This is a genomic window from uncultured Ruegeria sp., from assembly GCF_947497005.1.
Lineage (GTDB): Bacteria > Pseudomonadota > Alphaproteobacteria > Rhodobacterales > Rhodobacteraceae > Ruegeria.
This window is the reverse complement of record NZ_CANMFF010000001.1, coordinates 425,714-438,591: the sequence shown is the minus strand read 5'-3', so window position 1 is coordinate 438,591 and position 12,878 is coordinate 425,714. Positions and strand designations below refer to the sequence as shown.

General features: G+C 57.8%; 12 protein-coding genes. 8 read left to right on the top strand and 4 right to left on the bottom strand.

From position 1 onward, the window contains the following. Positions 1-4 precede the first annotated feature (4 nt). A complete protein-coding gene (locus Q0816_RS02180; protein ID WP_298847112.1) occupies positions 5-961 on the bottom strand; it encodes an NADPH:quinone oxidoreductase family protein in 957 nt (318 codons plus the stop codon). Between the two features lie 343 nt (positions 962-1,304). On the opposite strand from Q0816_RS02180, the gene Q0816_RS02175 reads away from it, so the two are divergent. From Q0816_RS02175 to Q0816_RS02165, 3 genes are all read left to right on the top strand, one after another. Continuing rightward, complete coding sequence (locus Q0816_RS02175) at positions 1,305-1,676, top strand: helix-turn-helix transcriptional regulator (RefSeq protein ID WP_298847109.1); 372 nt, start codon at positions 1,305-1,307, stop codon at positions 1,674-1,676. A 41-nt stretch (positions 1,677-1,717) separates the two neighbouring features. Next, positions 1,718-2,509: a histidinol-phosphatase gene (gene hisN / locus Q0816_RS02170; RefSeq protein WP_298847105.1), complete on the top strand. Its 792-nt coding sequence runs from the start codon at positions 1,718-1,720 to the stop codon at positions 2,507-2,509. A gap of 114 nt (positions 2,510-2,623) precedes the next feature. Further along, the gene (locus Q0816_RS02165) at positions 2,624-3,958 is read left to right on the top strand and encodes an 8-oxoguanine deaminase (protein WP_298847104.1); all 1,335 of its coding nucleotides are present in this window, start codon (positions 2,624-2,626) and stop codon (positions 3,956-3,958) included. Here Q0816_RS02165 and guaD read toward each other — a convergent pair. Then, entirely contained in the window at positions 3,955-5,241 is a 1,287-nt protein-coding gene (gene guaD / locus Q0816_RS02160) for a guanine deaminase (protein WP_298847101.1), read from the bottom strand. The two genes, Q0816_RS02165 and guaD, sit on opposite strands and share 4 nt — an antisense overlap. Before the next feature lie 136 nt (positions 5,242-5,377). Between guaD and mgtE the strand changes: the two genes are divergently transcribed. Both mgtE and Q0816_RS02150 read left to right on the top strand, forming a co-directional pair. Then, a complete protein-coding gene (mgtE, locus tag Q0816_RS02155; protein WP_298847098.1) occupies positions 5,378-6,772 on the top strand; it encodes a magnesium transporter in 1,395 nt (464 codons plus the stop codon). Beyond that, a complete protein-coding gene (locus Q0816_RS02150; RefSeq protein WP_298847091.1) occupies positions 6,769-7,326 on the top strand; it encodes a 5-formyltetrahydrofolate cyclo-ligase in 558 nt (185 codons plus the stop codon). The genes mgtE and Q0816_RS02150 overlap by 4 nt, the downstream gene beginning before the upstream one ends. A 3-nt stretch (positions 7,327-7,329) precedes the next feature. Here the strand turns inward: Q0816_RS02150 and Q0816_RS02145 are convergent, their stop codons facing one another. Continuing rightward, on the bottom strand, positions 7,330-7,557 hold the full coding sequence (locus Q0816_RS02145; RefSeq protein ID WP_298847088.1) for a DUF333 domain-containing protein: 228 nt from the start codon (positions 7,555-7,557) through the stop codon (positions 7,330-7,332). 131 nt (positions 7,558-7,688) lie between these two features. Between Q0816_RS02145 and Q0816_RS02140 the strand changes: the two genes are divergently transcribed. From Q0816_RS02140 to Q0816_RS02130, 3 genes are all read left to right on the top strand, one after another. Continuing rightward, positions 7,689-8,504, top strand: a complete 816-nt coding sequence (locus Q0816_RS02140; protein ID WP_298847086.1) for a TIGR00282 family metallophosphoesterase — start codon at positions 7,689-7,691, stop codon at positions 8,502-8,504. Between the two features lie 87 nt (positions 8,505-8,591). After that, on the top strand, positions 8,592-10,370 hold the full coding sequence (locus Q0816_RS02135; protein ID WP_298847083.1) for an SLC13 family permease: 1,779 nt from the start codon (positions 8,592-8,594) through the stop codon (positions 10,368-10,370). A gap of 95 nt (positions 10,371-10,465) precedes the next feature. After that, positions 10,466-11,203, top strand: a complete 738-nt coding sequence (locus Q0816_RS02130; RefSeq protein ID WP_298847081.1) for a YbaY family lipoprotein — start codon at positions 10,466-10,468, stop codon at positions 11,201-11,203. 13 nt (positions 11,204-11,216) lie between these two features. Here the strand turns inward: Q0816_RS02130 and Q0816_RS02125 are convergent, their stop codons facing one another. Further along, the gene (locus tag Q0816_RS02125; RefSeq protein WP_298847078.1) at positions 11,217-12,878 is read right to left on the bottom strand and encodes an FAD-binding dehydrogenase; all 1,662 of its coding nucleotides are present in this window, start codon (positions 12,876-12,878) and stop codon (positions 11,217-11,219) included.

The following is a 12,878-nucleotide window of genomic DNA, read 5'->3' as shown; positions in this document are numbered from 1 at the left end:
ACGATCAGGGGGTGATCACGATCTTGCCTATTGATTTACGCTTTTTCAGCAACTGCATCCCCTGCGCGACCTCTTCAAGTGGGAGGACGTGACTGATGTGCGGCTTGATTCGGCCCTCTGAATGCCATTGGAACAGAGTGTCAAAACTGGTGCGCACGGCTTCGGGGCGAAACTTCAGATACCCACCAATGTAAAACCCGATTACCGTCAGGTTCTTGACCAACAGATGATTGGCCGGGATGTGCGGTATGTCACCCCCGGCAAATCCGATAGGCAGCAAGCGCCCTTCCGGGTTGGTGGCGCGGAATGCGGCCTTGAACACATCTCCGCCGATCGCGTCATAGACGACATCGGCACCACCCAGCGATTTGACCCGATCTCGCAGATCCTCGGAGGTGTCGATCACATGATCGGCACCCGCATCACGGGCAACGGCGAGCTTTTCATCGCCGCGCGCCTGCGCGATGACCGTGGCACCCATGAGTTTCCCGATCTCGACAGCAGTCAGGCCCACACCACCTGCGGCACCGGTCACCAGAAGGGTCTCGCCGGGTTGCAGGCGGGCCCGGTGATCAAGGGCCATGTGGCTTGTGCCATATGCGATCTGGATAGCAGCCGCATCTTCGAAGCTGGTCGAATCCGGCAGCAGGATCGCGCGGTCTGCGTCGAATACGCCGTATTCTGCAAGTCCGCCCTGACCCGAATATACCGCGATCCGGTCGCCGGGGTTCAGGTCTGACACGCCGCGCCCGACTGCATCCACGACACCGGCAATCTCCATACCCAGGGTGAACGGGGCAGGAGGCGTGTCCTGATACGTGCCCTTCTGCATCAGCAGATCAGCAAAGTTCAGACCGCAGGCTTTTATCGCGACCCGCACCTGACCATCGCCCGGCTCTGGTCTGTTCAGGTCACAAAGCTGGGCAGCCGCCCCGTCGGATGAAATGCAATAGGCCCGCATACGGCTCCTCATTTGTTTCGGGCATAGGCATGCGTGCTGTGAGAAAAGTCAATTCATTTGGGTCGGCGCGCAAAACAGATCGGAGTTTTGGTGGGTGATTTCGAGGCGTGGTCGACGATGGTTTGCAACGGCTCAAAGAAATACAACCGCAAATCCTTGTAAGAGGTATCCGACTCAACCAACTTGAAAAAAATCTCAAAACCGGCAATATAAACAATCAGTGCTGTTAACGGGGGGGCGGTACAGTCCGGATTAGGGAGCGATTAAGGGGGTCTCTCTAATATTGCGGTATCGGACGTCGCGAAATCCCGTGCAGATGTTTGTGTAGTATAGGAGAATACCAATGACTCATCACGTCGATGTCCATGTGGGCAAGCGCGTTCGGCATCGCCGCTGGCTGATTGGCATGACCCAGCAGCAGTTGGCGCAGCAAGTTGGTATCAAGTTTCAGCAAATCCAGAAATATGAGACCGGGGCCAACCGAATCAGCGCATCCCGCCTGTGGGATATCGCCGAGGCATTGGACGTACCGGTCAGTTTTTTCTTCGAAGGTCTGGAAGAAGCCCAGAAGAGCGAGGCGGACAAGAAATCTGTTCCTGCCGACCTGATGGGCGACAAAGAGGCCTTGGATCTGGTGCGCTCTTACTATGCGATTCCGGAAAACCAGCGCCGCCGTCTGTTTGAACTGGCGCGGGTTCTCAGCGAAGTCGCCTGATTGACTTGACTTTGTCGGGGATTGCTCGCACCTCAGGGGTCATGCAACCGACGACATTGAGCGACATAGAAATTGCCGAAGAAATGGCCGAAGCCGCACGCGCGGCCATACTTCCTTTTTTTCGTCAAACGAATCTTGAAACGGTGAACAAGCTGGCCGACGGGTTTGATCCCGTCACAGTAGCTGACCGTGCGGCTGAGCAAGCGATGCGAGAGGTTTTGGCGCGGCTGCGCCCGGATGACGGCATTTTGGGCGAAGAGTTTGGCGAGCATAAGGGCACCAGTGGCCGCACTTGGGTATTGGACCCCATCGACGGAACCCGTGGGTTTATCAGCGGCACCCCAACTTGGGGAGTTCTGATTGCACTGAGCGATCAGGACGGCCCTTTTATGGGGGTGATCGATCAGCCCTATATCGGGGAACGCTTTGTTGGATCGGCATCCGGGGCGCACCTGACCGGTCCGTTGGGCACCAGCAGAATGCAAACGCGCAATACCAGGACACTGGATCAGGCAACTCTGTTTACCACCTTTCCCGAGGTTGGCACCCCGGAAGACAGGGCAGGGTTTCAGGCCGTGTCCGAGCAGGTGCAACTGACGCGTTATGGAATGGACTGCTACGCCTATGCGCTGCTTGCCGCTGGGCAGGCGGATCTGGTGATCGAGGCGGGCTTGAATTCGTATGATATTCAGGCTCCTATCGCCGTTATTCAGGCGGCCGGAGGTATTGTGACCGATTGGCAGGGCGGCCCGGCGCATGAAGGTGGACGGGCACTGGCTGCGGCCAACGCAAAGCTTCACGTCTCAGCGCTTCAGATTCTGCGCCAATTCTGAATTTTGTTGCCGGTTACGCCATTGGCGGCTAAACCGGACATGGCCGGTTCTTGAGCCCGTTTTCCGCTGGCCTACGCACTCCTTGCACGAGACGGGCCAATGCAGGAGCGCGATATGACGGAATCCTTACTCAAGAACGCTGATCTGATCCTGACGATGAACGATTCCCGGCAGGAAGTGTCCGGGGCTGACATTCTGATCCGTGACGGGCAGATCGCTCAGATTGGACAGGGCTTGCAGACACATGGCGAGGTTCACGACGCCTCGGGCTGTCTGGTGACGCCTGGCCTGGTGAACACCCATCATCACCTCTATCAAACTCTGACCCGTGCGGTTCCCGGCGGGCAGGATGCGTTGCTGTTCGGATGGCTACAGACCTTGTATCCGATTTGGGCACGGTTCGGTCCGGACGAGATGTTCACCTCGGCCCAAATCGGTTTGGCGGAATTGGCGCTATCAGGGTGTACGCTCAGTTCCGATCACCTCTATCTCTACCCCAACGGCGCGCGGCTGGAGGATACGATTGCTGCTGCGTCCGAATTGGGGATGCGGTTTCATCCGACGCGGGGCGCGATGAGCATTGGCGAAAGCGATGGTGGCCTGCCGCCGGACAGTCTGGTGGAACAGGAATCCATCATTCTGAACGACATGATCCGTGTCGTTGATGCGTTTCATGACCCGTCGGAAGGGTCGATGTGCCGCGTCGGCCTCGCCCCGTGTTCGCCGTTCTCTGTCAGTCGGGAGTTGATGCGCGATGCCGCCCTTCTGGCGCGCGACAAGGGCGTGATGCTGCATACCCATTTGGCCGAAAATGACGAAGATATCGCCTATTCTGAGGCGCAGTTCGGGTGCCGTCCTGGCCAGTATGCCGAGGATTTGGGATGGACTGGTCCAGATGTCTGGCACGCGCATTGCGTCAAGCTGGACGGGGCTGAGATTGATCTGTTTGCACGCACCAAAACCGGTGTCGCTCATTGCCCCTGTTCGAATTGTCGATTGGGATCTGGCATTGCTCCGGTGCGGGCGATGCGGGATGCCGGAGTAAAGGTTGGTCTTGGCGCGGACGGATCGGCCAGCAACGACAATGGCAACCTGATGCTGGAAGCGCGGCAGGCGATGCTGTTGCAACGGGTCGCCAATGGTGCAGATGCCATGTCAGCCCGCGAAGCGCTTGAGATTGCGACGCGCGGCGGCGCAGATGTGTTGGGACGTTCCGATTGCGGGCGGCTCATGCCCGGGAAACGAGCGGATATCGCGGTATGGGACACGCGTAGCATCGAAAGCGCGGGCAGCTGGGATCCGGCAGCTTTACTTCTGGCTGGGCCAATGACGGTGAAACACTTGTTTGTCGAAGGCCGTCAGATCGTGCGTGATGGGCATATCACAACCGTTGATCTGCCCCGCGTTATCGAGCGTCAGAACTCGCTTGCCCGGGCGTTGCAGGCTTAAGCCGCCTGCTGCCCGCCGATCCAAACCTCTGCCACAGCCCGATCATCGCCCATCATGATGGTCGGGAAAATCGCCTCCCAAACGTCATCAGCATGGGCTTCGCGCTGGGCGATGGCAGGGGTGGACGCGAGATCGAGCACAACCAGATCCGCCTCCATTCCGGGGGCAACATTTCCGATGTTTTCACCCATCCGCAGGCTCCGTGCCGATCCGACCGTACCCAACCACAGCAATTGCGCCGGGTGCAGTGGGCGACCGCGTAGTTGTCCGATCTCGTAGGCCGCAGCCATTGTGCGCAGCATAGAAAAGCTGGACCCGCCGCCGGTATCCGTGGCCAATCCGATCCGATGGCCATCATAGATCAGCCCGTTCATGTCAAACAGACCAGACCCGATGAAGGTGTTGGATGTGGGGCAGTGGATCAGCGAAGCATCCACCTCGCGCAACCGATCCCGCTCTCTGTCTTCTAGATGGATGACATGTCCGTACAAGCCGTTCTGTCCCAGCAGGCCGAATTTCTCGTATGTGTCCAGATAATCCCGCGAGTCCGGGAACAGGGACTGGACCCATTCGATTTCGTCTGTCTGTTCGCTCAGATGGGTTTGCATCAAGCAATGCGGATGCTCGGCCCACAGCGCGCCCATTGCCTCAAGCTGTTCCGGGGTTGAGGTTGGCGAAAAACGTGGCGTGATCGCATAAGACAAACGGTCGACGCGGTGCCATTTTTCCAGCAAGGCAGCGGATTGGTCATAAGCCGTCTGCGCGGTGTCGCGCAGACCTTCGGGTGCATTGCGATCCATGCAGGTCTTGCCCGCGATCACGCGCTGCCCGCGCTGCTGCGCTGCAGTGAAAAAGGCATCCACGCTTTCAGGATGAATCGTGCAAAAACTGCACATGGTTGTGGTGCCGTTGGCAGTGGTCAGGTCCAGATAGCGGTTGGCGATCTCAGTCGCATAGTCGAAATCGCCGAACTTCATCTCTTCAGGGAAGGTGTAGGTGTTCAGCCAATCGATCAGCCGTTTGCCCCAGCTGGCGATCATGGCCGTCTGTGGGTAATGCACATGCGGGTCAACGAAACCCGCCAGTATCAGGCGCGTGCCGTGATCCTTTACGGCTGCGTCCGGATGGGCTTTGGTCAACGCACCGGCGGTGCCGACATCGGCAATTCGCCCGTCTTCGATGACAACCGCTTCGTCCAACCGGGTGGCCTCGGTCGGCTCTCCGTCAAAGGGTGAGCCCGTGAAACTCAGAACGCGCCCCTTCAAAAGCGTCTTTTTCGCCATCTGACCTGTTCTCCACCTGTTTGGAACCGGGCATCAGCATAGGCGGACGAAAGAAGTGGGTAAATCGGCGCATTGTCATTGTTTTCCGGTAGCTGCTTCTTCTATTTAGAGACCAATCGCTAAAAAGGGGCAACGCATGACGACAGGCATTGACGAAGCCGGACACGATCAGCCCCGGGATGAGGATGTCTATGCGCTCGATCCCAAGGCTGTGGCGGCGATCCTCTACGCGGTGGATATCGACGACCGCGATAAGCTGATTGAGCTGATGGAGCCGCTGCACTCCGCCGACATTGCTGACCTTCTCGAGCAGATCAACCCGTTTGATCGTTCCCGCCTGATCCGCCTGTACGACAAGGAATTTGACGGCGATATCCTGTCTGAACTGGATGAAGCGCTTCGCGAAGAGGTGATCTCTGTCCTGAAGCCGGACGTTCTGGCGGATGCCGTGCGCGATATGGATAGCGACGACGTCGTTGACCTGTTGGAAGATCTTGAGGAACCACAGCAGGAAACCATCCTGGACGCGTTGGAGGATTCCGAGCGGATCGCAGCCGAGCAGGCGCTGTCCTACCCCGAGAACTCGGCCGGTCGTCTTATGCAGCGCGAAATCGTCATGGCGCCCGACCACTGGACCGTAGGACAAGCCATTGATTTCATGCGTGCCAATGATGATTTGCCCGAACAGTTCTATCACATTGTTCTGGTCGACCCGCGCCTGAAACCGGTGGCACAGGTGACCTTGGGCAAGCTGATGGCGACACGGCGTGAGGTGCCGCTGCTCGATTTGGCGGAGGAAGAGTTTCACATTATCCCTGTCGATCAGGACGAGGAAGACGTAGCTTATGCCTTCAACCAGTACCACCTGATCTCGGCCCCGGTGGTGGACGCGGATGGGCGTCTGGTCGGTGTCATTACCATCGATGATGCGATGGTGGTTCTGGACGAAGAGCACGAAGAAGATATCCTGCGCCTGGCCGGTGTGAGCGATGAAAGTTCTTTGTCCGATAGTGTGGCCGCCACCAGTCGCCGACGTCTGCCGTGGCTGGCGGTGAACCTGTGCACGTCGATCTGTGCTTCGCTGGTGATTTCGCAGTTTGAAGCGGCGATTGATCAACTGGTCGCTTTGGCCATTCTGATGCCGATTGTTGCGTCGATGGGCGGTAATGCAGGAACACAGTCGCTGACTGTGGCGGTGCGCGCGCTGGCGACACGCGACCTGACCAATGCAAACGTGATGCGCGTTATTCGGCGAGAATTGTTGGTGGGCATGCTGAACGGGCTCTGTTTTGCCATCGTGCTGGGGACTGTAGGGATGCTGTGGTTCGATTCACCTTGGCTGGGTGTCGTGATCGGTTCAGCCTTGGTCGTGAACATGATCATCGCTGGCTTTGCCGGTACGGTAGTACCGGTGGTGCTTGACCGTCTGGGGGTTGACCCGGCGCTGGCTTCAGGAACCTTTGTGACAACCACAACGGATGTCATGGGGTTCTTTATCTTTCTTGGGCTTGCCAGCGTGGTGCTATTGTGACCGATCTGACCAAAATAAAGGCCGCTGCGCGAAAAGCGGCTTTTGCGCGCCGTAAGGCTGCGTTTGACACGCGCATGCCGGGTGCAGCCGGACGCCTGTCCGAAGTTCTGGCAGGTCATCGCGGTGTGCCCATGTCAGGCTATATGCCAATCCGGACCGAGATCGACCCTTTGCCTGCCATGGCCGAGGCTTCGGCTTATGGCCCAGTGGGCGTGCCTGTCATTCAGGCGGCCGGTCAGCCGTTGAAATTCTCTCGCTGGACACCCGAAGGCCCGCTGAAGGATGGTCCGTTTGGCGCGAAAGTACCGAAGGTTGACGACTTTTTTGAACCTGAAATCCTGGTCGTCCCACTGGTGGCGTTTGATCCCCACGGCGGGCGTCTGGGTTATGGCGGCGGGTTTTATGACCGCACGCTGGAAGGATTGAGAGCGAAACGCCCAACACTGGCAATCGGCTTCGCGTTCGACGCGCAAGAGGCCGAGAACCTGCCGTTGGAACCGACCGATCAGCCCTTGGATATGGTCATCACGGAAAGCCGGGTGCTTTCTTTTTAGGTCTTACTGCTGAAAGTGGCTGCGCAAATAGTCCCAGGCATCCACTTCGGTGCCGTCTTTCAGGATGCAGACGCCGAAAACGCTTCCGTCTTCGTTTTTCCGAAGTTGATAAGTGCCATCATTTTCGATGCAAAAGGTCGCGGCAGGGTTGGGCATGGATGTTTTTGTGCCTGCCGCCATGACGCTTGAGGCGGCCACAAGGCCAAAAGTCAAAGCTGCTATGGATTTCACGTAAAATTCCTTCTGTCTGTAAAGTTTGGCAGAACATTGCCACGGTCGCATGTGAATTCAAGCCCGAAACCGGACGCAAATTTCACGGTTCCGCCTTGTTATTGCCCTGCACAGCCCCTACGACCCGGATCATGAGGATTTTGTTTCTTGGTGATGTCATGGGGCGCGCGGGGCGCGCGGCGGTTCAGCAACATTTGCCGCGCCTTCGCGACGAATGGCGACTGGATTTCGTTGTGGTCAACGGTGAAAACGCGTCGAACGGCATGGGATTGAGCGGCGATCACGCCAAATTGCTTCTGGATGCCGGGGCCGATTGCCTGACGCTGGGCGATCATGCGTTCGACCAGAAAGACATGTTGCAATACATCGAAAAAGAACAACGTATCGTGCGCCCGGTGAACTTTGCCAAAGGCGCACCGGGGCGAGGGCATCGGCTGTTCACTGCACCGGGGGGACGCAAGGTTCTGGTGGTACAGGTGCTTGGGCAGGTTTTCATGAAACGGCCTTTCGATGACCCGTTCTCGGCCATCGAACCGATCCTGAAATCACATCCGAGGGGCGGACAGGCACAAGCCATCATCGTGGACATGCATTGCGAAGCGACGTCCGAGAAGATGGCGATGGGCCATTATTGCGACAAACGCGCCAGCCTTGTGGTCGGGACACACACCCATGTGCCAACGGCGGATTCCCAAATTTTGCCGGGTGGCACCGCGTATCTGACAGATGCGGGCATGTGCGGAGATTATGACTCGGTCATCGGCATGGACAAGCAGGAGCCCATGCGCCGGTTCATCACCGGTATGCCCAAGGCGCGGTTTACCCCAGCAAACGGCGAAGCCACGCTGAGCGGCGTGTTCGTGGAAACGGATGACCGCAATGGTCAGGCGAAATCTGTGCGTATGGTGCGCGTCGGGGGATGTCTGGAACAAGCCGGATTCGAATAATCAACGTCAGGCTTGCTCTGCTGCGCGCAATGCGTGAAACTGCATGTCATCAGGCGCTTGGGCCCGGGTTCGGACAGAATACCACGAATGAACTTCCTTTCACTGACAGACACGGGTAGCGCAGTTCTGGCGCTGCTCATCGTTGCGGGCATGTTCGTCATGTTTCTGCGCGAGGTTTATCCGACTGAAGTGGTGGCCATTGGTGGCGTCTCCTTGATGCTTGTCACAGGCATCCTGCCCTATCAGAGCGCGTTGGCGGTTCTGTCCAACCCCGCGCCTTGGACGATTGGCGCGATGTTCATCATCATGGGGGCCTTGGTCCGGACTGGGGCATTGGACGCATTTACGTCGACGGCTCAAAAACAGGCACAGGTCAATCCTCGTATCGCTATCGGTTTGCTCATGGGGTTTGTCGTGCTGGCATCGGCAGTCGTGTCGAACACGCCGGTTGTCGTGGTCATGATCCCGGTCTTTGTGCAAATTGCCCGCACATTGAACGTGCCTGCCTCAAAACTGCTGATCCCGCTGAGCTATGCAGCCATTCTCGGCGGCACGCTGACGCTGATCGGCACATCGACCAACCTGCTGGTGGATGGTGTGGCCCGTGCGCAGGGGATGAAAGCCTTCACGATTTTCGAAGTCACGCCACTGGGGATCGCGCTGGTGATCTACGGCATGATCTATCTACGTTTCATTGCGCCCAAGTTGTTGCCCGAGCGAGACAGCATGGCGTCGCTGCTCAGCGACCGGTCGAAGATGAAGTTCTTCACCGAGGCGGTCATTCCACCGGACAGTAACCTGATCGGGCGCGAAGTGACCGGTGTTCAACTGTTCAAACGCCCCGGAGTACGTCTGATCGACGTGGTCCGTGGGGACGAGTCTTTGCGTCGTAACCTCAAGGGAGTTGAACTGAAGCTTGGCGACCGTGTGGTTTTGCGGACTGAAATGACCGAACTTCTGAGCCTTCAGAGTAACAAAGAGCTCAAGCGCGTGGATCAGGTTTCCGCAGTTGAAACAAAGACGGTCGAGGTGTTGATCACACCGGGATGCCGGATGGTAGGGCGGTCTCTGGGCATGCTGCGCCTGCGGCGCCGATATGGCGTTTATGTGCTGGCGGTCCACCGCCGCAATCAGAATATCGGTCGCCAGCTGGATAATCTGGTGGTCCGGGTTGGTGATACACTGTTGTTGGAAGGTGCCCCGGCGGATATTCAGCGGCTCGCAGCTGAAATGGACATGGTGGATGTTACCCAGCCATCGGCTCGCGCCTTCCGTCGCAGCCATGCACCGATTGCTATTGGCGCGCTGATCGGGATTGTCGCCCTTGCCGCACTGGGGGTCGCACCGATCTTGCTGTTGTCGATTGTGGCCGTCGCCATAGTTCTAACGACCCGCTGCATTGATGCGGATGAGGCATTTTCCTTTGTTGAAGGTCGGCTGCTGGCGCTGATCTTTGCGATGCTGGCCATAGGTGCAGCGCTGAACAGTTCCGGCGCAGTCTCTCTGATCGTCGAGGCCATAGCGCCGGGGCTTAGCACCTTGCCGCCTTTCCTGATAATCTGGGCGATTTACCTGTTGACCTCGGTGCTGACCGAATTGGTTTCCAACAATGCGGTCGCGGTTGTGGTCACCCCAATTGCCATCGGTTTGGCGCAAGCCGTTGGAATAGATCCACGTCCGTTGGTGGTCGCGGTCATGGTGGCGGCCTCAGCATCCTTTGCAACACCGATCGGGTACCAGACCAACATGATGGTCTATGGCCCAGGTGGTTACAGATTCACCGACTTCATGAAGGTGGGCGTTCCGCTTAACCTGACGGTCGGATTATTGGCGTCCCTGCTTATCCCGTTGATCTGGCCGATATAAAATCGGCGCAGAATTGCCGCTTTGCTCGCGGCAGGCTTGTAAATACTGGATGACACACAATCTTTTGTGAATGTGATTTGCAAAGGGGATTTGCCATGCTGATGACAAGCCGCGCCACATTTACAGGAGCAGCATTTGCAACCGTGATGGGCGGTGTCGCGATTGCTGGGACAGTTGAAGGGAGCGCAACCTATCGAGAGCGTATTGCCCTTCCACCCGAAGCAACCCTTTTTGTCGAGCTGCAGGATGTCTCTCTGGCGGATGCTCCGGCCGTGACGCTTGCCGCGCAGCGATACGCGTTGAACGGGGTGCCGGCGCAGTTTGAACTGACCTATGATGATGCGTTGATCAAGGATGGGCACAGCTATGCCATGCGCGCCTCGGTGACGCAGGGGCAAAAGCTGCTGTTCACAACTGACACAGTGTATCCGGTTCTGAAAAATGAGGCAGAGAATGCTGCTGAATTGCTGATGATACAGGTTCAACAGCAGGAGGCAGCGATGCTGGAAAACACTGAATGGGTCGCGTCAGGTCTCAATGGTGCGCCGATAGAAGTTGAAAAGCGCCCCGAGCTTACCTTTGGGCAAGGCGGTGCATTTTCGGGCAATGGCGGCTGCAACCGATTCAGTGGTCAGGCAGAGATTTCTGCCAACCGGATCGAGTTTCCGGACAATATGGCCGCAACGCTCATGGCGTGCCCGCCTCCGATGGACGAGGTCGAGCGGCAGTTTCTGAAAGCGATGCAAAGCGTCACGACCTTCGCAATGCAAGGCAACGCACTGGCTCTTTTGGATGCTCAGGGCGAGCCTGTGATCAAACTGGTGCGCAAATAACCAGGTTAGGACGTCAGGCGACGGCCCTGGATCGCCCGGCGTTGCGACCTGAAAAGATGCAGCCGCCCAGGAACGTTCCCTCCAGCGCGTTATATCCATGATAGCCGCCGCCGCCGAACCCGGCGACTTCGCCTGCTGCGAACAGGCCGGGGACTACCTGCCCATCCACTCCGATCATCTGACTGTCCAGATTGGTCTGCAGACCACCCAACGTCTTGCGTGTCAGTACATGCAGCTTGACCGCGATCAACGGGCCGTTGGACGGATCCAGGAACTTGTGCGGTTTGGCGGTGCGGATCAGCTTGTCTCCACGATAATTGCGCGCTGCAAGGATCGCCATCATCTGCGCGTCTTTCGAGAAAGGGTTGTCGACCTGAGAGTCACGCGCTTCGATCTGAGCGCGCAAATGGGCCTCGTCTATCAGACCCCCGCCCAGATGGTTCATGCCGTTGACCAATTCAGTCAATGTGTTGGCAACGACAAAATCCTCACCCTTATCCTTGAACGCCTCGACCGGGGCAGTTGCCTTGGATCCTGACAGGATGCGTTGACGGATAACCTCTTTCCAACTGCCTGAAGTGAAGTCGGGGTTCTGTTCAGATCCGGACAAGGCGAACTCCTTCTTGATCACCTTCTGGGTCAGGACAAACCAGCTGAATTCATATCCGGTTTTCAGGATTTCACGCAGTGTCCCCAGCGTATCGAACCCCGGCAGGCAGGGTGGTTCCAGACGATTGCCCTTGGCGTCGAACCACATCGAGCTGGGGCCGGGCAGGATGCGAATGCCATGGGCGGGCCAGATCGGATCCCAGTTACGCACGCCTTCGGTGTAATGCCACATGCGGTCGCCATTGATGACATGGCCACCTGCCTTTTCACTGATTGCAATCATGCGACCATCGACGTGAAAGGGCACGCCTGCCACCATATCCTTTGGCGGGTCCCCCAGACGATCCTTGGGCCAGCTCTGCCGTACCATTTCAAAGTTGCCGCCAATTCCACCAGAGGTGACGATGACAGAAGGCGCGTAAACCTCGAACTCACCCACTTCGTCGCGGTTGGTTTTGCCGCCGCGTTGGGCGGTATCATTGGCCAGCACCTCGCCTGAGACGCCTTTGGTGGTGCCGTTTTGCATGATGATATGGCTGACCTGATGGCGGAATTTCATCTGGATCAGTCCGGCGCTGACATGGTCCCGGACGCGGCGAATAAAATGTTCCAGCACACCGGGGCCGGTGCCCCATGTGATGTGAAAGCGCGGGACCGAATTGCCATGCCCATCCGCATAGGACCCGCCACGCTCGGCCCAGCCCACCACCGGAAACCAACGCAGGCCCATCTGATGTAACCAGGGGCGCATTTCGCCAGCGGCAAATTCGATATAGGCCTCGGCCCATTTACGAGGCCAGCTATCTTCCTCACGATCAAACTGCGCGCTGCCCATCCAGTCGCGCAGCGCCAGATCGCGGCTGTCCCGGATACCCATACGGCGTTGTTCCGGCGTGTTGACCATGAACAGGCCACCCAGGCTCCAGAAGGCCTGACCGCCCAGAAAACTCTCGGGTTCCTGATCGACGATGATCACCTTCTTGCCCCGGTCACTCAGTTCTGCCGCGGCCGACAAACCGGCAAGGCCAGCTCCGACGATAATCGCATCTGCAGTGTTATTCGTCAT